At 44.8% G+C, this 22,582-nt stretch carries 21 protein-coding genes and 1 pseudogene; 16 read left to right on the forward strand and 6 right to left on the reverse strand.

What is annotated here, in order from left to right; all coding sequences use genetic code 11:
- Positions 1-32 precede the first annotated feature (32 nt).
- From M1L52_RS01990 to M1L52_RS02005, 4 genes are all read left to right on the forward strand, one after another.
- Positions 33-1,238 (forward strand): argininosuccinate synthase, encoded by a 1,206-nt coding sequence (locus tag M1L52_RS01990; protein ID WP_248613141.1) that lies wholly within the window; start codon positions 33-35, stop codon positions 1,236-1,238.
- The gene (argC, locus tag M1L52_RS01995; protein WP_248613142.1) at positions 1,235-2,251 is read left to right on the forward strand and encodes an N-acetyl-gamma-glutamyl-phosphate reductase; all 1,017 of its coding nucleotides are present in this window, start codon (positions 1,235-1,237) and stop codon (positions 2,249-2,251) included. The genes M1L52_RS01990 and argC overlap by 4 nt, the downstream gene beginning before the upstream one ends.
- Positions 2,252-2,488: 237 nt before the next feature.
- The gene (locus M1L52_RS02000; protein ID WP_248613143.1) at positions 2,489-2,833 is read left to right on the forward strand and encodes a PadR family transcriptional regulator; all 345 of its coding nucleotides are present in this window, start codon (positions 2,489-2,491) and stop codon (positions 2,831-2,833) included.
- 6 nt (positions 2,834-2,839) lie between these two features.
- Positions 2,840-4,477, forward strand: a complete 1,638-nt coding sequence (locus M1L52_RS02005) for a PspC domain-containing protein (RefSeq protein ID WP_248613144.1) — start codon at positions 2,840-2,842, stop codon at positions 4,475-4,477.
- Positions 4,478-4,549: 72 nt separating this feature from the next.
- Here the strand turns inward: M1L52_RS02005 and M1L52_RS02010 are convergent, their stop codons facing one another.
- The gene (locus tag M1L52_RS02010) at positions 4,550-4,855 is read right to left on the reverse strand and encodes a nucleotidyltransferase domain-containing protein (RefSeq protein WP_248613145.1); all 306 of its coding nucleotides are present in this window, start codon (positions 4,853-4,855) and stop codon (positions 4,550-4,552) included.
- Complete coding sequence (locus tag M1L52_RS02015) at positions 4,852-5,289, reverse strand: HI0074 family nucleotidyltransferase substrate-binding subunit (protein ID WP_248613146.1); 438 nt, start codon at positions 5,287-5,289, stop codon at positions 4,852-4,854. Before M1L52_RS02015 ends, M1L52_RS02010 begins: the two co-directional genes overlap by 4 nt.
- Before the next feature lie 465 nt (positions 5,290-5,754).
- Between M1L52_RS02015 and M1L52_RS02020 the strand changes: the two are divergent.
- The 8 genes and pseudogenes from M1L52_RS02020 to M1L52_RS02055 all read left to right on the forward strand — a co-directional run.
- Positions 5,755-6,063 (forward strand): annotated as a pseudogene (locus tag M1L52_RS02020) (Arm DNA-binding domain-containing protein); the annotation flags it as partial.
- 106 nt (positions 6,064-6,169) lie between these two features.
- A complete protein-coding gene (locus tag M1L52_RS02025) occupies positions 6,170-6,397 on the forward strand; it encodes a helix-turn-helix transcriptional regulator (protein WP_248613147.1) in 228 nt (75 codons plus the stop codon).
- An 85-nt stretch (positions 6,398-6,482) separates the two neighbouring features.
- Positions 6,483-7,787, forward strand: coding sequence for a DNA cytosine methyltransferase (locus tag M1L52_RS02030; RefSeq protein WP_248613148.1), 1,305 nt, complete (start codon positions 6,483-6,485; stop codon positions 7,785-7,787).
- Entirely contained in the window at positions 7,784-8,749 is a 966-nt protein-coding gene (locus M1L52_RS02035; protein WP_248613149.1) for an HNH endonuclease, read from the forward strand. Before M1L52_RS02030 ends, M1L52_RS02035 begins: the two co-directional genes overlap by 4 nt.
- Positions 8,750-9,293: 544 nt before the next feature.
- The gene (locus tag M1L52_RS02040) at positions 9,294-10,628 is read left to right on the forward strand and encodes an McrB family protein (RefSeq protein ID WP_248613150.1); all 1,335 of its coding nucleotides are present in this window, start codon (positions 9,294-9,296) and stop codon (positions 10,626-10,628) included.
- 12 nt (positions 10,629-10,640) lie between these two features.
- Positions 10,641-11,516, forward strand: a complete 876-nt coding sequence (gene fic, locus M1L52_RS02045) for a protein adenylyltransferase Fic (RefSeq protein ID WP_248613151.1) — start codon at positions 10,641-10,643, stop codon at positions 11,514-11,516.
- Positions 11,517-11,519: 3 nt separating this feature from the next.
- Positions 11,520-13,742, forward strand: coding sequence for a DUF2357 domain-containing protein (locus M1L52_RS02050; RefSeq protein WP_248613152.1), 2,223 nt, complete (start codon positions 11,520-11,522; stop codon positions 13,740-13,742).
- A 49-nt stretch (positions 13,743-13,791) separates the two neighbouring features.
- Positions 13,792-14,121 carry a hypothetical protein gene (locus M1L52_RS02055; protein ID WP_248613153.1) on the forward strand — a complete coding sequence of 110 codons (330 nt, stop codon included), beginning with the start codon at positions 13,792-13,794 and terminating at the stop codon, positions 14,119-14,121.
- Positions 14,122-14,257: 136 nt separating this feature from the next.
- Here M1L52_RS02055 and M1L52_RS02060 read toward each other — a convergent pair whose 3' ends face one another.
- The 4 genes from M1L52_RS02060 to M1L52_RS02075 all read right to left on the reverse strand — a co-directional run bounded on the left by M1L52_RS02060 (position 14,258) and on the right by M1L52_RS02075 (position 18,712).
- Positions 14,258-14,917 (reverse strand): M15 family metallopeptidase, encoded by a 660-nt coding sequence (locus tag M1L52_RS02060; protein WP_248613154.1) that lies wholly within the window; start codon positions 14,915-14,917, stop codon positions 14,258-14,260.
- Between the two features lie 139 nt (positions 14,918-15,056).
- The gene (locus M1L52_RS02065) at positions 15,057-17,114 is read right to left on the reverse strand and encodes a YARHG domain-containing protein (RefSeq protein ID WP_248613155.1); all 2,058 of its coding nucleotides are present in this window, start codon (positions 17,112-17,114) and stop codon (positions 15,057-15,059) included.
- 58 nt (positions 17,115-17,172) lie between these two features.
- A complete protein-coding gene (locus M1L52_RS02070; protein ID WP_248613156.1) occupies positions 17,173-17,763 on the reverse strand; it encodes a hypothetical protein in 591 nt (196 codons plus the stop codon).
- Positions 17,764-17,779: 16 nt separating this feature from the next.
- Positions 17,780-18,712, reverse strand: a complete 933-nt coding sequence (locus M1L52_RS02075; protein ID WP_248613157.1) for a zinc ribbon domain-containing protein — start codon at positions 18,710-18,712, stop codon at positions 17,780-17,782.
- A 449-nt stretch (positions 18,713-19,161) separates the two neighbouring features.
- Between M1L52_RS02075 and M1L52_RS02080 the strand changes: the two genes are divergently transcribed.
- From M1L52_RS02080 to M1L52_RS02095, 4 genes are all read left to right on the forward strand, one after another.
- Positions 19,162-19,800, forward strand: coding sequence for a DNA-binding protein (locus tag M1L52_RS02080; protein ID WP_248613158.1), 639 nt, complete (start codon positions 19,162-19,164; stop codon positions 19,798-19,800).
- 128 nt (positions 19,801-19,928) lie between these two features.
- Positions 19,929-21,059, forward strand: a complete 1,131-nt coding sequence (locus tag M1L52_RS02085; RefSeq protein WP_248613159.1) for an aspartate aminotransferase family protein — start codon at positions 19,929-19,931, stop codon at positions 21,057-21,059.
- A gap of 117 nt (positions 21,060-21,176) precedes the next feature.
- Positions 21,177-21,962, forward strand: a complete 786-nt coding sequence (locus M1L52_RS02090; RefSeq protein ID WP_248613160.1) for a pyrroline-5-carboxylate reductase family protein — start codon at positions 21,177-21,179, stop codon at positions 21,960-21,962.
- Between the two features lie 57 nt (positions 21,963-22,019).
- Positions 22,020-22,577 (forward strand): helix-turn-helix domain-containing protein, encoded by a 558-nt coding sequence (locus M1L52_RS02095; protein ID WP_248613161.1) that lies wholly within the window; start codon positions 22,020-22,022, stop codon positions 22,575-22,577.
- Positions 22,578-22,582: the final 5 nt, after the last annotated feature.

The raw sequence follows: 22,582 nt of genomic DNA on the forward strand, positions 1-22,582 counted from the left end.
CGCCGACTAAAAGAATTTAATATAATACAGATATGAGCAAGAAAAAAGTTGTAGTAGCATTTAGCGGTGGTCTCGACACATCATACAACGTGATGTATCTCACCAAGGAGTTAGGCTATGAGGTTTATGCTGCCTGCGCCAACACTGGCGGTTTCTCAGCAGAGCAGCTGAAGCGTAATGAAGAGAACGCCTACAAGTTAGGCGCAGTGAAATATGTGACACTTGACGTGACACAGGAGTACTATGCAAAGTCACTGAAGTACATGATCTTCGGCAACGTGCTGCGTAACAACTGCTATCCCATCAGCGTGTCTAGCGAGCGCATCTTTCAGGCTATAGCCATTGCGCGCTATGCTAAGGAGATAGGTGCCGACGCTATCGCCCACGGCTCTACTGGTGCCGGCAACGACCAGATACGCTTCGACATGACCTTCCTCGTCATGGCGCCAGGCGTAGAAATCATCACTCTCACACGCGACCGTAACCTCACCCGTAAGGAAGAGGTTGACTATCTGAACGCCAACGGCTATTTCGCTGACTTCACCAAGCTGAAATACAGCTACAACGTAGGCATCTGGGGCACCAGCATCTGCGGTGGCGAGCTTCTCGACCCCACCCAGGGACTGCCAGAGGAAGCATATCTGAAGCATGTCACAGCCAAAGAGCCTGAGCAGCTGTTGAAGATTGAATTCGACAAAGGCGAGATAGTAGGTGTGAACGGTGAGAAGTTCGACGACCGCGTAAAAGCCATCCAGAAGATTGAGGAGATTGGAGCGAGCTATGCCATCGGTCGCGATGCCAACGTCGGTGACACCATCATCGGCATCAAGGGCCGCGTAGGTTTCGAGGCAGCAGCACCGAAGCTCATCATCGAGGCTCACCGTCTGCTGGAGAAGTCAACGCTCTCTAAGTGGCAGCAATACTGGAAGGATCAGGTTGCCAACTGGTACGGCATGTTCCTCCACGAGAGTCAGTATCTTGAGCCTGTCATGCCCGACATCGAGGCTATGCTGACCTCAAGCCAGCGCAACGTCACTGGTACAGCCATCCTGAAGCTCCGTCCTTACGGTTTCGAAACCGTGGGCATTGACTCAGCCAACGACCTCACGAAGTCTAAGCTCGGCGAGTATGGCGAGACACAGACAGGCTGGACTGCCGACGAGGCCAAGGGCTTCATCAAGGTTAGCTCTACCCCACTCCGCGTTTACTACGGCATACATAAGGACGAGAAGAGATGATCAAAGTAGGTATATTAGGTGCAGCAGGATATACGGGCGGTGAACTCATTCGTCTGTTGCTGAACCATCCCGAGGTAGAGATTGTGTTTGCTAACTCGGAGAGCAACGCAGGCAATCTGGTTTCTGACGTACACGAAGGACTGCTTGGCGACACCGACCTTAAGTTCACCGACCAGATGTCCTTTGAAGATGTCGATGTTGTGTTCTTCTGTTTCGGTCACGGCAAAAGCGAGCAGTTCCTTAAGGAACACACTATCCCCGAGAGTGTGAAGATCATAGACCTCGCACAGGACTTCCGCATCGCTGGCAACCACGACTATGTATATGGACTGCCCGAGACACATCGCTCAGAGATTGCCAAAGCACAGCATGTGGCAAACCCGGGCTGCTTCGCCACCTGCATACAGCTAGGACTGCTGCCGCTGGCAAAGGCAGGCCTCCTGAAACACGACATCTCTGTAAATGCCGTCACAGGCTCTACCGGTGCAGGACAGAAGCCCGCCGCAACGACCCATTTCTCGTGGCGTGCCGGCAACTTCTCCACATACAAGCTCTTCAACCATCAGCATCTGCACGAGATATGCCAGACACTTAACGAGCTGAAGCCTGCCGATGCCCCACATGTTGTTAACACCTTGACAGAGGGATACGACGCTGAAGGCATCACCGTTGACTTCATCCCATATCGTGGTGACTTCGCCCGTGGCATCTTCTGCACAGAGGTCATCACCTTAGATCAGCCCACTGAAGCTGAAGCCATCGTTGCACTCTACAAAGTTTTCTATCGCGATGCAGCCTTCACTCACTACAGCGACAAGGCACTTGACCTTAAGCAGGTGGTGAACACCAACAAAGGCTTGGTACATGTTGATGTCTTCAACCGCAAGATTGTTGTCACCAGCATTATAGACAACCTCCTTAAGGGAGCTGTAGGTCAGGCTGTACAAAACATGAACATCATGTTTGGTCTTAACGAGACTTCAGGACTGAATCTCAAAGCCTCAGCATTCTAACAGCAGACGCATATTCGCTTATACCATTATCGCCACCCGCAGCAAGTTCACTGACGGGTGGCGATAATATTTTTATATAGCGCAAAACGTTAAAACTTACTAAAATTCAAAACAAATACAGTACTTTGTATTGCATAGTACTTAGTTTTTACATATCTTTGCCGCGTCAATCAGACAAGACCCAATCAGTTCCTCTTCCGGAGGGGGAACAACAAGACAAGTTAAAGAGTAAGAAACATGAACATTGAGAACGCAAAATCGCAAATGAGAAAGGGCATGCTGGAGTACTGTGTACTGCTATTGCTGAAGCAACGCCCTCTCTATGCGAGCGACATCATTCAGAGACTGAAAGATGCCGAGCTGTTGGTGGTAGAAGGAACGCTCTACCCACTGCTCACCCGACTGAAGAATGACGGACTGCTCTCCTATGAATGGCAAGAGAGCACGCAAGGGCCTCCACGCAAGTACTATGCGCTAAGCCCTGACGGCGAACGCTTCCTCGAAGAGCTCAACGAAGCCTGGACAGGACTATCAAACACAATTAACTATCTAAAAAACGTAAGAACTGAATTTCATCTTTAGACCAATATGAAAAAGAACATAACCATTAACCTTTGCGGCAGACTGTTCCAAATAGACGAAGACGCCTACGACATGCTGCAACACTATGTTGACTCGCTGCGCTCACACTTCAGCCATCAGTCTGAAGGCGATGAGATTGTCAATGACATCGAAGAGCGCATAGCCGAACTGTTCGAAGAACTTAATCACACAGGAGTCATGGCCATTACCATTGACCATGTGAAAGACATCATCACCCGCATAGGACAGCCTGAAGAGCTGGCCGGCGAAGATGACAGCACAAACGACGGCACCAAACAGCAGACATACAAGAACGCTTTCGACAATTTGCGCACCAGCACGTCAAACAGACGACTGTTCCGCAACCCTAACGACAAGATGGTTGCCGGCGTACTCTCAGGCCTTGCCGCCTACACCAACACCGATGTCATCTTCTGGCGACTCGGTGCAGTACTCATCACCCTGCTCTGGGGTACAGGTCTGCTTCTATATATCATCATGGCAATCATCATGCCCGAAGCCAAGACGCCAGAACAGCGACTGCAGATGGAGGGCAAGGAGATAAACCCTAAGAATCTGGCAGACGAGATGGTTGACGAGAAACAGGCCCAGCCGGTATCAAGCAATGGCCTGCGCGAGGTAGTATCTGTACTGCTGAAAATCGTCATTGGCATAGTACTATTCTTCCTGGGAACCATAGCCCTCGTTCTTGGCATAAGCTTCTTAGGCGTTCTCATGGCAGTCATCTTTGCCGTCATCATGCCAGCCAAGACAGCCATCGCCCTGCCTTTCACACTTAGCGGCATGGGGCTGGCAGAGGTATGGGCTAACCACCCCGCCGTACTCATTGCTTTAGCCATAGCCCTTCTGGCAACGCTATTCATCCCTGTTTATGCCATCGTTCACCTTATACTGTCCTACACCAAGCGCATCAAGCATATGAGCGTCGCACAGCGCATCGTTTGGGTTGTTCTGTGGCTTGTATCACTCTGCGCCCTCATACCACTTGCAGGAATGACAGGCATGCTCCACGACCAGTACAGACATGAGCGCTTAGCACAAGAGAGCAGTTGGATGACAGACGAAGACCGTGAATACCTGGATGCCAACGGATGGACTCTGCAGAAAAACGAGAACTGCCATAACGATTACGTCAAGAAAGGCGAATATTTCACTGGTGATCCGGAAATGGCATATCTCGATGCGTGGGATGCCAGTGCAGAGCAGGTGTTTCAGGTAGTCTCCCATGAGGAGGTAGTGGACTCAGGTACCTACCGCATAACCTGTAATGCCCGCGCTGAAGACGAAGGTGTCTATATCTTTGCCAAGACGCCTGCCAACAGGCACAAGCCAAGCGCAATAACCATGGTGCCGGTCTACGGTAACCAAGGCGGAAAAATCTGGGAAGAAGCACTCGACTTAGTGAAGAGCGACTCACTGCCTCTAGCCGAGCGTGCCCGAAAGATTCGCGAAGCCAACAACGGCAACGGGTATGGATGGAGCACCATAGAGCTTATCGTAAAAGTTGAGAAACCTCGCACCACCCTGAGCTATGGTGTAAGCACATGGGAAGAGACCACGGAACATCAGAACCAGGCCCAATGGTTCTCTGCCTGCGACTTCAAATTAGAGAAAGTGGAATAGAATTATGAGAAGACAGGCTTTTGATGTGAATTCATAGTTCAATCAAAAGCCTGTCCTAATAATCAATGATATTCAAGCTGCTTCATAGAACACCTGCCCGACTCGGTCTATATGTTCACCTATAGGTGTACCTTTCTTCGACTCATAATCAAGCAAGTCAACTGAATATAGAAGCTCCAAATTTTCAATCTCGCACTGGATATCAAGTAATTGCCTATAATCTATTTTGCTATCAGCAATTGCCAAATCGATATCTGAACCCGTACGGTAATTTCCTTTTGACCTGGAGCCAAAAATCAAAACTTTCCTGATGTTTGCATGTCTGCGAAAAACATCCTGAAGTTCCTTAATTACACTATCACTTAAGCCATACCTCATGCTTGTTGATATTCATTATTATGTGACAACAATTCTAATGACTCATCCAATTGTTTTAGCAATGGAGCAAAGTCACTATAAATCATCTGTACTATGGGAAGTGCTTCACTCTCATCATACACCTGACTTAATGTGTTACGTGATTTTGCCATCATTCGCCATTCATCATGATTTGTAATCAATCCATCCTCAAAAGCCATTTTAAGAGTTCCGTTTGGTCCCGACATAAATTCGTATCCTTTATACACGAGCAAATCCTGTAGAACCTTCCAAGCTAATTCAAAGGTATATTCAAAGCGTTGAACCAACCCTTCAATCTCAAGTTCAGACAAATCTTCCATAAATCTATCCGACTCGGTTATAGCCAACAATCTGCTACATGCCTTATGATAATTGGCATAGCGCTGAATCCAACGAATATCCTGCTGTCCCATAAGCATTTCAATTTTTCATTGGCAAAGATATGAAATTATTTAATTACAAACAACAATTAACAGCAAAAAGTCGAAAAAGTCCGAAATTATTTTGTTATTAGGAAATAATTCTCCACTTTTGCAAATGACTAAGCCAGTCGTATGCAGCAGGGCGGGTCAAAATAACATCGATGGAATCCTAAGGCCGACGATGCCACTTGTAGGGCAGGCCAAAGGGAAAAGACGTTTTCTGAACGTTACTATTCCACAGGAAATCAAGGAAGTTAGGAATGTGGAAGTTATCACATCGATTTCCGTGTAAGTCGTTATAAATTAGTCCATTTGCGCTAATTTGCGTTTTTCTTTTACTTACTAACTCGGACGAATATTGAGGCAGTTCCGTTACCAAAGTGTTACCTGCGATTGTTTGGGTAATATGTGTAGAATCGGGTAATCTGTACAAGATTCATTGTGGCTTGGAATAATATGGTACTGCTGTACCTGAAGAAAGGCAGCACAGACAAGCGAGGAAAAGCACCCATTATGGGACGCATCACCCTCAACCGCTCGGACTTGTTCGCTTGCCAGAGCAAGAATTCGATGGCGCAGTTCTCCTGTAAGTTATCGTGTACCACTAATCTGTGGAATCCCCGTTCGGGAAGATTGGATGGCAAGAGCCGTGAGGCAGTAGAGGTCAATGCCAAGATTGACAAGATGCTTCTCAACATTAACTCTGCCTATGATAATCTGTTGAAGCGTAATGTGATCTTCACCGCCCAAAGCATACAGAAAAGTGGGGAAAATAATATTAAAATGTGATTATTTGCTAAATATTTGGGCGTTGTGTGCGTTCTTTCAGAGAAAATGAGTAACTTTGTATCAAGAACAATAGAAATCCATTATGGACAAAGACATTAATCGCATCAAAGTCGTGCTTGCAGAGAAGAGGAGAACCAATAAGTGGTTGGCAGAGCAGTTGGGGTGTGCGCCTACAACTGTATCAAAGTGGTGTACCAATGATTGCCAGCCAACAATGGAAACATATCTAAGAATTGCAGACCTGCTTGATGTGGAACTAACAGAATTGGTAAGAACAAAGAAAAGTCAAACGAAACTCCCATCTTTTTGAGTTAGTGGGTAACTATAATACACTTAGTGGGTAACTCGGGAAAGTTAGTAGGTAAGTCATACAAAAGATATATTTGCAGCAAACTATGGCAACAGTAGACAAAGATATAAACGAAATCTCCGACAAGATCATAAAGGTAAAGCGCATTGTTAAGAAGCGTGTGGAAAAATTGGAGTATAAAGATATTCCAGAGACTCCAATTGCAAAAGAAGTAGGATGGAAAGATTTGCAATTTTCTCATCCTGAAAATACAGTACGATTAGGTACCGTTTTCTCAGGAATAGGAGCTATTGAGCATGCTTTTCAAAGATTAGGCTTGAAACATAAGATAATGTTTGCAGGTGATATAGAGCCTAATTGCAAGAAAAGTTATTTCGCCAATTACGATATAAAAGAAGAAGATTGGTTTAATGATGTGAGAGATTTTGATGCTCGAAAGTATAAAGGAAAGGTGGATTTCGTAATAGGTGGTGCTCCGTGTCAGGCTTTTTCGATGGTTGGACATCGGTTAGGCTTTGAAGACGCTCGTGGCACCTTATTCTATGAATTTGCAAGGGTTGTGAAAGAGACACAACCTAAGGTGTTCCTTTTTGAGAATGTGCGAGGACTGCTTAACCATGACAAGGGACGAACATGGCATGTAATTCACGACATATTTGAAGAACTTGGTTATGATGTGAAGTTTCGTGTTCTTAATAGTTGTGATTATGGAATACCCCAACATCGCGAGCGTGTCTATTGTCTTGGATTCAAAAAGAAAACAAAGTTTGAATACCCAGCACCGATAGATTTAGAATACAAGATGTATGATTTTTTAGAGGACTATGTGGATAGTAAATACTTCCTTAAAGAAAAAGGCGTAAAGTTTGTTACCAGTCATAAAAATAGAGATAAAAGCTATACTCAGATTAATGGTGATATACAATTGTGCCAAAAGAGAAATCAGCAATTTAACTGGCATGGTGACTTCGTATATCATCCAGATTCAGATCTAACCCCTACAGATGAAGCTTTTGACGAGTTCGTTTTTGACGTTAAGGATGTTGAAGAGAAATATTATCTATCTGAAAAAGTTGCTAAATACGTCCTTGCGGGAGGAACGAAAAATTTTAAGACGTCTACAGAAACAGATTTAGATGTTGCTCGTCCATTATTGCAATCAATGCATAAAATGCATAGGGCTGGTGTGGATAATTATGTTACTCATAAAGGACGAATAAGGAAGTTGACACCAAGGGAATGTCTGAGATTGATGGGGTTTAAAGATTCGTTTAGAATAGTAGTATCAGATACTGCGGCATATCAACAGGCTGGAAATAGTATTGTCGTTGATGTACTTATTGCGATATTAAAACAAATGGATATAACAAAATACGGTGTTGCACTATGATTATTGATGGTAAAGAATATAATGTTATTGATGTGTATGATCAATCAATTACCGTTCCCGATTCATATGTAATGAATGAGAACAAGACAGGTAAAGGACACGGAGAAGCGAAACTTTACATGGGGTCTAAAGATTCTATGCGTCATTTCTATACGGGTAATCCGAACACAGAAGGTTTTGTTGTTAAATGTTTTGTACTAAAACGTGATTTGATTTCTCTTTTGAGGACAATAAAACATGAATATCAATACCCGTCTATTAAATATAGAGGGTTGGGGAAAAATAGAAACATGCTGAAATTGTGGAAAACTCGTATGGAATATGTAGAGACCTTACCTACTAAAATCGAATTTGATGTAAAAGACCAGCATCAAATAATTGGTTCTCGTGGCTATGTAAACTGTATAAAAAAAGGTAGTGGATATGATTTGATAAGAAAAGTGGCTTTACCTTTTGTTTCATATATTTCTGTGATGAAAGTGCAAGAAGTAGAAACTCAAGAAAACAGTTTCTATTGGCGTCCTTTTGCAGATTTTACTCAAATGGCTTCAATGCAGATGGCAGCACAAAATTACGGAAAAGGGAAACAACTAGAAAATTCAAAACAAAGAAAGCGTCAAGTCCAGTATCGAGAAGAACTATATAATGAATTTCACAGTTGTCCATTTACACATATAGACGAGTTCCGACTTTTGGTGGCAAGCCACATTAAGCCCTATGCTGTATCAACGAAGAAAGAACAGTCTGATTCTAATAACGGACTAATGCTTTCGCCTCTATATGATAAACTTTTTGATAAGGGGTTTATCTCGTTTGGCGATGATGGGAGTATTATGGTTTCAGATTGGTTGTCCCCTCAAAATCGAGAACGGATTTCTTTCGATTATTCTGTAGAAGACTTAAATCTAAACGAAAAGCGGAGAAAGTATTTAGCATATCATAGAGAAAATGTCTTCAAATAGTTGAATTATGGCAGATGCAATATGCAGATGGAGAAATGGAACTCCAAAGACTGTAGTAGAATTGGCAAATTCTATTCCGCACAATCGGATGCCTGTTGACGAATTCCGTGCATTTATGGAAGATAAATGGAATGGAGATTTTTTTAGAACACCATACCAATTAGCTTGTCAACTTGGACTTTATTGTGAGGCAGAAGACGGATATTATTATCCTCGCTTTAACCATGACATTAACGAAAAGGAAGCTGAAGACTATCTTTTCTTTTGGTTGCCACGATATTACATTCCTAATCCATATACAAGGAAGGATGGATTCCAAGACATTGATTGTCCAACATTCTTTCTTAAAGAACTCTATGACTATACTCAACGTCATCCAAATTGTTCTTATAAAGATGCATATGAATCATGTTTTCATGAAACAGCAAAGAATAATGATGATATAGTTCGGAATTATATTAATAGTTACTCTCAAGTTTTATCTTTTTCAAAAGATGGGCTATTAAATATCACAGATGTTAATCCGCAAAACCTTTTTACTGATATGGATAAGAATAATAAGAAGGCTTTCTTTGACAATTTTACCTTTACCACCAATAAGGAAACGTTTAGAGTAAATGTAGATGATGGTCCATACCTTCCATTTATAACCGCACTCCGCACAAAACCTTTCCTTCTCCTTGCAGGAATCTCTGGCACAGGCAAGAGCCAGAAAGTGCAGGAATTGGCATTTATGACTTGCCCCAATGGGGAATTGCGGAATGAAGGTGGAACTACGCCGGGGAACTATTGCTTGGTGGAGGTGAAACCTAACTGGCATGACTCAACGGAATTGTTGGGGTATTATAGTGCTTTGTCTGGTAAATATGAATTGACTGATTTTATTCGATTTGCCTACAAAGCCTCGCAGAATAAGTATGTGCCGTTCTTCCTTTGTTTGGACGAGATGAACCTTGCACCTGTAGAGCAGTATTTTGCCGAGTTCCTAAGCGTATTGGAAACAAGGAAGAAAGTCGGAAACGAGATATTAACCCAATATCTGTTGAGCAAAGACCGTTTTAGCAACTGCGAGTTGCAGAAGAAAGTATTGGTGAAGGAAGATGGTGACATCATTGAGGGCGACAAGCAGTACAAGATGGAGTTCTTGTATTCTGAAAAGGACGCAGAAATCATTACATACTTGAAAGAGAAAGGACTGACGTTGCCCGACAACCTCTTCGTGATTGGTACGGTGAATATGGATGACACCACACACCAGTTCTCGCGGAAAGTAATTGACCGTGCTTTTACCATTGAAATGAATGGTGGTAAGATGTCGGAAATGTTCTCGCCAGAGAGCAAGATGCTGCTGGAATACAGGGAAGAGCCAATACCCCTTGAAGCGTTCAAGGCTGAATTTGTAAGAGCATACGAAGTGCTGGACGATGCGCGGTTTGCAAAATATAGGGATGTGATTTCTACTCGCATTCCAGCATTATTGGGTGATTCTGATGGTACTGCCGAGGCAGACAGCATCAACGGCATACTGAATGAAACGCCGTTCCGTGTCAGTTATCGTGTGCAGAATGAATTGGTGCTGTATCTGAGCACATTGATAGAGCGTGCCAACTTCCCAGAGCCAGACCAAATAGAAAAACTGATAGGCGAAGCCACACTGGCTATTCTGTTAGAAAAGGTGCTGCCCCGTGTGCAGGGTGAGCAGAAGCAGTTGGAAACGCAGAATGGCAAAAGCAATGTGCTAAAGGATTTGAAGACTTTCGTGAAGAGCCACTTTAAGCCCGAAGAGGATACTGATGCCAACTCGCTCTACAACCAAGTTCTTCGGAAGTTAAAAGAAATGGATGATAAACTGGCGAACTATTACACTAATTTCTTCTAGCATCGTGAAGGCATGAGCAAAAAATCTATCCGTTTTTTTAACGACCGTGAGGTACGCGCCGTTTGGGACGAAGATCACAACAAGTGGTGGTTTTCGGCTACGGACATTGTGCGGGCCATCAACGATGAAGAGGATTATGTAAAGGCCGGTAACTACTGGCGCTGGCTGAAAAAGAAGTTAAACACAGACGGCATTCAACTCGTGAGTATCACTCACGACTTCAAATTCGAGGCTCCTGATGGCAAACAACGTAAGGCCGATGCGCTGGATGCGGAGGGTGTGCAGATATTGGGCACCCACTATCCCAACAATCGGGCTAATGCTTTTCTCAATTGGTTCACCTATAGCGACAACAGCATTGACGGGCAAAGCAAGAAGAAAGCATACACGCTGATAGAGAGTGGTTTGCTTGACAGTATGGAGCCGGGAACAGTGAAGTGCCTACAACAGATTCATGCCTACCTCTTCGGCGGACTCTATGACTTTGCCGGGCAAATACGCACCAAGACTATCTGGAAAGACGGTACGCTGTTTTGTCGCGCCGAATATCTGATGCAGAATCTAAGGCTCATTGAACAGATGCCTGAAACTTCTTTCGATGAAATAGTCAATAAGTATGTAGAGATGAACGTGGCGTATCCCTTTATGGAAGGCAATGGGCGTTCTACTCGCATCTGGCTGGACTTGATGTTTAAGAAACGCTTGAAGTTGTGTGTCGATTGGAGCCAGATAGACAAGAAACGCTATCTGGAAGCGATGCGGAGAAGTACCACTGACGCGACATACATTAAGGCTTTGCTTAACGGGGCAATGACAGATGAGATTGATGACCGTGAGATTTTCATGAAAGGCATAGACTACTCTTACTATTACGAACAGGAAGAATAGCGTATGGAACTATTGCAATACAAATATCATAATGCCTATGTTATCCAAGCCAGCAGCACGGATATAGGTATGTCATGGCGGAAGTTCAAGGTGAGAGCCAAGCAACTGCCACCAGAGCGGTATTGCAATTATGTGATGGCGAGTGGCGGCAGGCTGAGCGTGTATAATGCTGACAGCAAAGTGATGGACGATGTGGCTGAGGTTGACTGGCATGAGACCCGACCCGTCTTCTTTGAAGACCACAAGTATAACCTCACATTGACGTTCTTTGATGCCGTGGAGGAACCGCGCATCATCCACCCCAACAAGGAGGTGGAGGCGATGTTCAACACGGTAAATACGGCATCGGGCGAGTACGTCATCAGTAGCAGTCTTGACTTCTTGAACCAGCCAGGTCACTTTGCCTTGGAGTTCGCCTACAAGAATACCGCCAACGAGCACATACGACACAAGATAGAGTTCGACGTGCTTTCGCCTAAACTCGATACGAAGCACGACCTTGACATCATCATTCAGCAGATAAGGGCAGAATATGGTGACTTGGTTTTCCGCTATCTCACGCTGACCTTTCAACAGTTTGAGATGGGTCGTGAAGCCAACAACGAACTGATATGGCTGTCGGTGTTCAAGCAGATTGTGGACAGTTATGTGCAGGCGGTTCGTTTCATCATTCATCAGCCACATAACAAGATGCGCCAATATGAGGAATACCGAAGAGCCGAGCGCATCAAAGGCTGGACACCCATGTTGGCAGAAAGATTCAGCAATGACCGTCTGAATGATGAAGAACAGGCATTAAGGAAATATTATAGGACGGAGCAAACGGAAGCGACTTTGGATACAAGGGAGAACCGCTTCGTGAAATATACACTCCAACGCATCACTGAGCGTCTTTCGCTGTTAATGCAAAGGCTTGGAGATGGAACATCGGATAGCGAGATAGAGAATTTGAAGGAGAAGCAGAAGGAACTGGAAATGCTTCGGCGCAATTCGTTCTTTAATGGCATCGGACACTTTGACGGGTTCCGTCAGCAGAGCATGGTGCTTCAGCAGCGCAGCGGCTATTCGCAGGTTTATCGCTATTGGATTATGCTGCAAAATGGCCTCGACCTGATACAAGGTGATACAAGCGTAGGTGTGCAGCCCATCTGGCGGCTTTATGAATTGTGGTGTTTCTTGAAGGTGAAACAGCTTGTCTGTAAGGTATTGGGTATAGATGTTCATAACAAAGAGCATCTTGAAAAGTATGTTCATGAAGACACGCAGAATGCCTTTGACTTGTTTAATGGCGGCACACTCAGCGGTCACATTACTTACACTAATCCGCAGAATGAGGATTTGGTGGAGGTGGGCTATCAGTATTCGTTTGATAGAAAAGGCGATGAGCATGAGATGCGTTCTGCCACGACAGAGCAGAAACCCGATATTGTGATGCACATTCACAAGAACGAGCGTGACATCACGTTGACCTATCTCTACGATGCGAAATATAGTGTCCGTGGTGATGACGATGCAACACTGGGCAACGTGCAAGACGAGCCAAAACCTGAGACCATCAACGCGATGCACCACTACCGTGATGCCATCTATTTTGGCAAGCGTGGTGAGCAACGTTTCTCGAAAGAAATCATAGGTGGGTACATTCTCTTCCCCGGAAGAATGGATGAACACCGATTATTAGAACAAATACAGAATCACAATGAGCAGTTGCCATACTTCCTGAAATCCATTGAAGAAGTGAATATCGGTGCATATCCATTGCTGCCAAACGAGGAAAGCGGATTGCTCTTAGAAAATCACCTTCGCAAAGTACTGCTTGACGAAAGCATCATTGAACAACTTGAAGTGAGCGTTCCGCAGAGAGGTTTGTATTATACCGATACTCAGCCGAAGTCTGTTGAGTCGAAGAATGTGTTTACCGTTACTGTCAGGAAAACAGATGCAGACTACCAGACATTCTTGGAGCATAAGGCTAAGAAATACGTCATGGAAACCTTGCCGAAGGTGAACATTCTCGAAGCCATTTACCTCCTTCCGATGGTAGGCGGTGATATTGACGGCTATTATAAAATAACACGATTAACCATCGAGGACGGCAAGATGTGTCTGAAGCTGGGCGAGTTTATATCGCTGGGCAATCAGTGGGTAAACATCTTTCAGAATATGCGTCATGGTGAACTTATTACTATGAATAATGTTTTGAAACTGTATGGACAAAGATATTAAAGTTGAATATTAACATGTACAATGAATCGAGAAGAATTTGCAAAACGGCTTGAAGAAATCCAAATACAAGAAGGTACAACTTTTTGCGCCAGATGATTGGTCTGCTGGGATAGTACAGAATGCGACTTTGGCAGACTTGGATGAACTGGCAGTTGCCAAAGCCCGTGTGATGTACAAAAAGGTACACTCAAAGATTCCTGCCAACGAAATTGACGGTTGTTCGGTAGAAGAGTTGCTGAGTAACAGTGGTATCATGATTGATGGCAAACTTACTCGTGCTGCCATCATCTTATTGGGTAAACCAACGGCAGTGTTCAAACTGAGGCCTCATACCACTTGCAGGAATGACTGGCATGCTCCACGACCACTACAGACATGAGCGCTTGGCACAAGAGAGCAGTTGTATGACAGACGAAGACCAATGGTTCTCTGCCTGCGACTTCAAATTAGAGAAAGTGGAATAGAAAAAAATGTGGACGCCGCAGCGCTAAGGTCTGTATGCTTGACAGCAAAGGTCAGGAACACAACAAGATTTCAGGACGAAACTCAAAATGCATCGTATCGTAGTGATACCAACGACCACCCCAAATAAAACCGTGGCGTTCAAAGATTTCAACTATAGACATAGGGATACGATTCTCATAACCGATGCGGTCGGTCTCCTTAGCTCTGGGATTTGACCACAGCCAATAATTGGAATAGTCTGTACATATATCTATTGCAATCCCATAGCTATGGGCACTCTGCCGTTTGGCTTCACGTACAGTCCGCCAATAGAACGAAGATGACTGCCTCATGTAGGGCAAAAGCTCTACATGGGCAGCTATCTCATGGGCCACGGCACGCAAACTATCCGCACATCCATTTGTTGTAGAGAATCGTATCTTCTGACCAAACCAGTCTACCACTTCCATACGTTTCTGAACCTCCTTAGCACTACGTCCATACATATTCTTAAATAACTGCTCGCAACGAGAGCGCCCTGCATCAGCAAGATATGCTGGAACGGATGCTTGTCTGTCATAAGGCATATTGAACATATCTTCCACGTCTGAATCGTCAAGCATTTCCTCAAAGCCCTTTTCTCTGCCATCATCATACAAGATACTATCACCATCGGCCATTAGCAGGAAACCGTCTTTGTAGCCTACGACATGAGAAGAATAGACTTGCATAATAATTTTAACACCTCGTGGAAAGGCATCACTTTCTATTTCAGTACTATCTGAGATCTCATCGTACTGAACCGAACGGACATTATCTTTTCCCTTACATTGGCAAAGGAAAATACTTAATAGGATAAATGTGACAGCCTTATTCATGCCGTTTGATGAATTCAACATTTTGTTGTTCTATATCGGTTAACATGCTACTCACATCATCATAGCGACCCTCATACCAAGGTTCGTTTTCGAAGAACGAGCGCATATCAGCGGTTTTGAACCTATAACCATGTCGCGCATAAATCCAGTTGCGAAGAATCCTTAAGTCACTCTTAGTATAGCCATAGATATCTGATTCCGTAAGCAGCCGTCTTGTTCCTATTCCGTATTTCTGTTCATGACTGGTGGAAGACTGAGTCTCTTGCGACTGCTGTGACGAATATCCCGAAGAAGAGGTAACAACTTTAGTTGTCTGTCTTTTAGTCTTCTTAATAGGCTTACCACCATACTTAATATAATACTTCCCTTTTTTATTCTGCTTGACATCAACAATATATTGCCCCATACGCACTGAGTAATCGGTAACTTCCAGTATTGGCTTGTAGTGTTCATCATAAAGATAGAGTGCAGCAATACACTCTCCCGTCACCTTGTTTTCAGCAATAAAGGCAAAAGCTCCGTGGCCATTGCTCATATCTCCATTCCAGAAGACATTCTTCCTTCCGTTTTCATCGCCATAGACCTTGAAATCATAATCCCTTGCAATGTTCTGACGGAAATGTATGAGTGCCGTTCTCTGAATTCCCATGTCCATCGCATACCGGGCATCTTCATCACCGAACATACTCTTCAGCTGATTGAATTCTTCTTCTGTAATCAAAGCTGACCGGACGGTATATCCTGTATAGCCGTTAGCCCTTACTTTTACGACAACTTCATCATTGCCAAAGGTTCGCGCTGCTGTGCCGAAATGGAAGTCATAATCAACATGACTAATAAGGTCTGACGTTTTATACAAATCTTCATGTTCACGATAAAAATACATTGTAGGACCTTCCTCTTCAAAAAGTTCTGACACCATGTCTATCACTTTCGAGCCAAAGAAATAGCCCAATGCAACCAAGACTGCTATTACTATGCAACCTATAGTGTATTTCGAATCGTCCTTTTCTGAATCACCTGCCTTGCCAGTTGAAGCTGTACTTTGGTATGAAGACGATTGGCTAGTGGAAGAACTGCTGTGAGATTTTGCCGCAGCCTGCATCTTAATTGCTGCCAACATTTCTATAAATTGGCGGGCTTCTTTAAACCCTAAACGTTCGGCATCACTTAGTAGCTCTTCAGCCTTTTGCAAATCGACAGCTGTGCCATAACCTTTCATATAGCAATAGGCTGCAAGTGTCTTGGCTGGCTCATAGCCATCGGCTATTGCTTGTGTCACCAAGGTGAAAGCCTGTTCATAATGAGTATTTGATTCGAACAGGAAATAATGAGCCATTGATGTCATTGCAGCTTTATTGCCTTGAACAGTGGCTTCCTGCAACCAATAGACCGCTTTCTGTATATCCTTTTCTACTCCAATGCCATCATGATAGAAGTAGTACAGTTTCAATTGGCAGTCGCTGTCACCCTTTCTGTTCTCATTATCTTGAGCACCCTTGTAGTACCACTGAAAAGCCTGTTGCATGTTTGGCTCACCAAGTTTTCCATATTCATGTATAGCGCCTGCATAGTAGCAAGCAGGTTGAAAACCGCTATCTCCCAGCGATGTGAAAACTATATAAGCGTCGTTTATGTCTCCACCATTGTTGAAGGTATCAACTGCTTTCTCCCATTCATCAGCTAAATCCTCATCTGATTCTTCCTGCTGATGCGTCCAGAACTGCATCTCTTCTTTATCCTGTTTAGCTGTCAGAATCTGCAAGAACTCCGAGTATTCAGATACACTACTGATTTTCTTCAAGTTAGCGGCAAAGGAGTCGACTAAAGAAGACAATTTTAAGTTAGCTACCGAAGAAGTGGCATAATCTGCCAACTGACTTTGTAGGTCATATAGTTCCTCAATAGACCTACCATCCTCAAGCAATTCAATTACATCGACAATCAAGTCATGTAGAATTGCATATTTTTCGATTCCTTCTTCCTTAAGAATCTTGTAAATCTTATGCAGATTATTACCACACTTCTCTGCGTTATGGGATATGCTCATTTTCAGAATATTGATATGGAACGATTTAATTGTCAAACGCCACTATGCCTATCTGCGTCTAGTCCACTTCTTTAAATTTGCCGTATATACTTTCTCGGTGATACGTTTTACCGTTGTCTCCGTAGAGTGTTCTTTCATCTATGCTCATGTTACCACTCTGAGGGCCGTCTTCAGTATCATAGCGCTCCGGACTTGCCTGTGAGCCACCGCCTCCACCTGACGAGGAGCTGCTGTTTAAGAGTCCACCCAGCAAGGTCAGACCAAGCCAGATAGCCACTACTGCTGTCACCACAATGATTACCAAGACTGCCAGTACACCGCTTATAAAGTAAGTCGCGGCAATGCAGAGCAGCATGAGCATAGAGCGTTTGAAAGCTGTCCACGCATCAGCTGAAGCCACTATCGATTCGCCAATGTTCAAGCCGCATATCAGAATACAGAGACCACCAGATGCTATCACAGAGAGGTCCGTATTCATGTCGAACATGCTCTTCAGCGCATTTCCACCACCAGTAAATGCACCAATGATGGCAACCATAAGGAGACTAATTGTGCCAAAATACTTGTTAGCATTTACTTTATCGTCCCATAACTTCTCTTCCCAATAATAGAAGAAAGTCAGTTTTTCATTAATAGTATTTGAATTCATATTGTTTTCGAATTAATTAAATGGTGCCATAATAGAAATAGAAAGCCAGTCCTGTCAACAGAGGGAATATCACGGCCATAGCCATCCACTTGTTCAGTGGCGAGAAAACACCATTGTGTTCTGCGTCGTACTTTCCACTGAAGGCCTCACAACGCGCTAGCTTCCAATAACAAATTGTCCAAAGCACATATATAACAATAAAATAGTAGGTGTTTAAGAAAGAATTAATATGATAATCGTACTCTCTTAACTTTCCCCAATCCAGAGCTTCGTCAAAGCTTGATTTCCAAAGGAATGAAGATGAATACAAAATATTAATTGCAGCCAACACACAAAGCAGGCTTATCCATCCCATGTTCAGTTCTGAGAGCTTACTGTTAAGAATCACAAGTGAGGTAAAGTAAACCCAACCAAAACCTATCAGAATCCAAAGACAGCTAACGGCCTCAGCAGGCAACAAATCTCTACCATTTAAGAAGGCGTTCATCAAAAATTGCAATACCTGCAAACACACAAAGCCTATCGCGGCTACGCGCACGCCCTTGTTAGAAGCCTTAGGGATGAGTAGAGCAGCACCAACAAGAAATGACAACTGGGGAATAATGAAAAAGAACAATGTATACTGATCCGTGGTTAAATCACAAATAATCCTTGGAAAGAGCACCCATAGTATGTTAAATATCGCATAGACAGCACCTGACAATGCCATCAGCAGGCCAGCGGCAGTCTGCATCTTATTTGGCTTATACTGTTCTGCTACTGAATAATACCTTGGAGTTGTCTGCGAAGAATCTGTACCTGCATCACTCACATATTCTACTGGCTGCGAAAAGCTATCGCCGTCGCCACCGACATACTTCACCGTCTGCCCGCAATTAGTACAGAAAGGCTCGCCAGAGTTATACTCGATGGGCTCTCCACAATGGGGACATCTCTCGATTTTGCTCATAGTTTTTAGTTATTGTTAGGTTAATAAATAATCAGTTCAACAGTCCCCAAAGTCAAGACTGCTCATACAAAACGCTGCAAATATAACCAATATTTGGATAATGTTCACTATTTTTGGCTCTTTTTTTACGAATAATCGCAATAAAAAGAAGATTAAGATGATTAAACTCGCCTCCGAGCTGTGTTCATACCATCTAAAAAACAATACGAAAACGCCAGAAAAGCCCGATTATTCAGTCAGATATAAAGAGCAGAACTGATGGGAATAATTAAATCTGCGACGCAGATTACTAAATCTGTGACGCAGATTTAATAATCCGTGACGCAGAATAAATATTTTGCGTCACAGATTTGGATATTCCAATAAGTTTATGTAACTTTGCCAAACAGATTCAGATTCTATATCTGAAAGAATAATACCATTTTTTAATTTAACAAAAACACACAACAATGACAAAGTACATTAAGAGAGAGATGGCCGACCTTAATGGGTGCGGCACAACACAGGCACACTATCGCGTGAAATCCTACGGACGTGTGCCGTTCAACGAGTTTGTATCGGCCTGTGCCGAGGGTAGCACCGTGACACCTGCCGACGTGGTGGCGGTAGTATCAAGAGTCACCTCCGAACTGGCACGACAGATAGGTCGCGGCTACACGGTGAGCATCGATGGATTGGGAACATTTGGAGGACGCCTGGGCGTGGTCAACGACAGACCGCTCGACGACTTCGAGGACAATACTGAGCATCGCAACTCTCGCTCGATAGCCTTTACCGGCATCAGTTTCAGGGCTGACAAACGCCTTGTCACCGAGGTCAATGACAAATGCTTCTCTATGGAGCGCGGCGGAGAGAGCCGTCTGCAACGCTCACCTTACACAAAGGAACAGCGGGCAGAGCGGGCACGCAAATGGCTTAGCGAGAACATGCTGATGCGAGTGGCCGACTATGCTGCTATCAATGAATTGTCGCACACTACTGCTTCCACAGAGTTGTGCAGTCTAGCCAAGGATCCTGAATCGGGCATCATATCAAAGGGTCGCCGCAGCGCAAAGGTCTATCTGCTTGGCAGCAAAGGTCAGGAATAGAGTATTATTACATTTTTATACAGTCAGAATCAAAAAATTGGCAAATTAATACAAAAAGGCTCAAGAAAGCTGCGATTTGTCATATTTTTACTTTATCTTTGCCGCAAATTATAAAAAGCAAACGAGGTATGAACTTATTTGATGTATATCCGCTCTTTAACGTGAACATCACGAAAGGCGAAGGTTGTAAAGTGTGGGACGACAAAGGTCAGGAGTATCTGGATCTCTATGGCGGTCACGCCGTCATATCAATAGGTCACTGCCATCCTCACTATGTAAAGAAGGTTGGAGAGCAGTTGCAGAAGCTCGGCTTCTACAGCAACTCAGTACAAAACAAGCTGCAGGCAGAGCTGGCAGAACGCCTGGGTAAGATAAGCGGCTATGAGGACTATCAGCTGTTCCTAGTAAACAGCGGTGCCGAGGCTAACGAGAATGCCTTGAAGCTGGCATCATTCAAGAACCCCACAGCTAACCGCATACTCTCTTGCGAGAAGGCTTTCCACGGTCGCACATCGCTTGCCGTTGAGGTGACGAATAACCCAAAGATTGTGGCACCTATTAATGACAACCACCACGTGCGCTTCCTGCCTCTGAATGATGTAGAGCCATGGATACGTGAGCTGTCACGCGGTGGTGTGGCTGCCGTGATACTGGAGTGCATACAGGGCGTTGGCGGAATACAGATGGCAACGCCAGAGTTTGCACAGAAGCTGACATACGCCGCCAAGCGCTATGGCGCAACAGTAATCTGCGACGAGATACAGTGCGGATACGGACGTAGCGGAAAATTCTTTGCACACCAGTGGCTGGGCATAAAGCCAGACATCATCACAGTGGCAAAGGGTATAGGCAACGGCTTCCCCATGAGCGGTGTGCTCATCTCACCTGACTTCAAGCCTGTCTATGGACAACTGGGCACCACCTTTGGTGGTAACCACCTGGCTTGTTCGGCAGCTCTAGCGGTGCTCGACGTCATGGAGCAGGAGAACCTCGTAAAGAACGCACAGGAGGTGGGTGACTACCTAATGGAGAAGATTCGCTCACTGAACAACCCAAAGATAAAGGATGTGCGCGGTCGCGGACTCATGATTGGCATAGAACTGACTGAGGACCAGAAGCCCGTGCGCGAGCGCTTGGTATATGAACAGCATGTGTTCACCGGCTGCTCAGGCACCAACCTGCTCAGACTGTTGCCACCACTGACATTTACAAAGGAACTCGCCGACGAGTTCATTGAGAGACTACAGAAGGCACTGTGACTATAGACTTAGACTTTAGACTATAGACTAGAGGCGGGAAATAAATGATGGAAGAGGTGACCTCTTACCTCTAACCTCTTACCTCTAACCTCTAAAAACTAAATAACATAGAGTATTATGAAGATTGCAATAATAGGAGCCGGTGCAATGGGCGGCGCATTGGTAGAAGGTTTTATTAAGAGTGATGCGTATAAAGCTGCCGACATATGCGTGAGCGACCCATCACAGGCAGTTCTCGAGAAGTTCACTGCAATGGGTGCTTCGGTCACTGAAGACAACACACAGGCTATAGCAGACGCTAAGGTGGTGATGGTTGTCGTGAAGCCATGGCTGGTAGAGAACGTCATTAAGGGCATAGCCCCTGCCCTCAGCCCCATGCAGAACCTTGTGGTGGTTGCAGCAGGAGTAAAGAGCAGCGACATACTGTCGTGGCTACCTGAAGACGGCAAAGAAGCAAAGCTGTTCCTTGCCATTCCGAACATTGCTGCTGCGGAAGGTTGCTCAATGACATTCCTCGTTCCGTGTGGTGCTACATCAAGCCAGGACACGAAACTGATTACTGACGTATTCAACACCGTGGGCAACACGCTGATAACCGACGAGAAGCATCTGGCAGCAGGCACGACACTCGCTTCATGCGGCATAGCATACGCCATGCGTTACATACGTGCGGCAAGCGAGGGTGGCGTAGAGCTGGGCTTCAAGGCCGACGATGCCAAAGAGATAGTTATGCAGACGGTGCTCGGCGCGGTGAAGCTGCTCGAAGCCAGCGGACTGCACCCAGAGGCAGCCATAGACCTCGTAACAACTCCTGGCGGAGTGACCATCAAGGGTCTGAACGAGATGGAACATGCAGGCTTCACCTCCGCAGTAATCAGAGGCTTAAAAGCCGGTGCGAAATAAGGCCTATCCCACCCCTCCCTAAGGGAGGGAGAATCAAATATTTGAAAATTGAGAATTATGGACGAACAACTGAAACAGATTGGTGAGCGCCTTCGCGGACTGCGCGACGTGCTTGACATCCCCGTAAGCGAGATGGCAGAGACCATAGGCGTATCATCGGATAAGTATGAAAAGATAGAGCAGGGTGAGATGGACATCACCATATCAAACCTGATGAAGATTGCCCATAAGTATGGAGTGTCAACCGAAGAGCTAATCTTCGCCGAGGCTCCACACATGAAGTCATATTATGTGACACGTAAGGGACAGGGCATGTCTATCGAGCGAACGAAGGCTTATAAATATCAGTCACTGGTAGGCGGTTTCGTGAACCACAAGGCCGACGTGTTCATCGTTACCGTAGAGCCTAAGCCAGGGGCACGTACCATCTATAAGAACAGCCACCCAGGACAGGAGTTCAACCTCGTGCTTGAGGGTAAGATGGAACTGTACATAGGCGGTAAGACTATGGTGCTCGAAGAGGGCGACAGCATTTATTTCGACGCAACGAAGCCCCACGGAATGCTTGCCGTTGGCGACAAGGCGGTGAAGTTCTTAGCATTTACAGTAGAATAAGGTTA

Origin of the sequence: Prevotella sp. E13-27, from assembly GCF_023217965.1 — a bacterium.
GTDB lineage: Bacteria > Bacteroidota > Bacteroidia > Bacteroidales > Bacteroidaceae > Prevotella.